This window comes from Mycobacterium intermedium (assembly GCF_002086275.1).
Taxonomy (GTDB): Bacteria; Actinomycetota; Actinomycetes; order Mycobacteriales; family Mycobacteriaceae; genus Mycobacterium; species Mycobacterium intermedium.
In genome coordinates, this window is the sequence record NZ_MVHT01000278.1 from 1 (window position 1) to 845 (window position 845).

The window sequence follows — 845 nt, forward strand, 5'->3', positions numbered from 1 at the left end:
CCGCCCGTACCGGCCTGACCCCCGGTTCCGCCCTTGCCGCCCTGACCGCCGTCGGCGACGTGGCCCACGCCGGACGCCCCGGTGCCGCCGCTCCCGCCGGTACCGCCTTGACCGCCTTGGCCGCCAGCGCCGGTGACGACGCCGGTACCCCCGACACCGCCCAGCCCGCCCGCGCCGCCCGCGAAGCCGGTGCCGCCGATGCCGCCGTCCACGCCAAAGACGCCGTCTGCGCCGTTGTCGCCGGCGCCGCCTGTGCCACCGACGCCGCCCGCACCACCGGCACCTGCGACGCCTGCTGGTGCTGGGGCTCCGAATGGGCTACCCCCGCCGGCGCCCGCGGCGCCGCCCTGACCGCCGACGCCACCGGTTCCGCCCTGACCACCGTCGATGCCCAAACCGACTCCAGAGCCGCCGGCGCCGCCCTGTCCGCCGATGCCACCACTGCCGCCGCTGCCGCCCGCGCCGGCCTGGCCAAACGGTGAGGTGTTGGCGCCGCCGGCGCCCCCAATGCCGCCGTTACCGCCCGGTGCGCCCATTGCACCCTGGCCGCCATTGACGCCGGTGGTCCCGATGCCGCCGGCGCCGCCAACCCCGCCCGCGCCGCCAGCTCCGGCGGTGCCGAATAAGCCGTTGCTACCGCCGACCCCGCCGGTACCGCCGGCCCCGCCGACGCCCTGGTTAGCCCCGGTCCCGCCACCGGTCCCGCCGCTACCTCCCGCGCCACCAGAAAAACCAGCGCCTCCCATGCCGCCGGTCCCCGGCGCGGCGGGTGTCGCGGGCTCCGGCGGTCAAGGCGGCAAAGGCGGCACCGGCGGCCAAGGCGGGGCCGGTCTGGACAGCCTCGA

1 pseudogene is annotated in these 845 nt (G+C 78.5%); it reads right to left on the reverse strand.

From position 1 onward, the window contains the following. A pseudogene (locus BST27_RS32965) lies at positions 1–758 on the reverse strand (hypothetical protein); the annotation flags it as partial. Positions 759–845 lie beyond the last annotated feature (87 nt).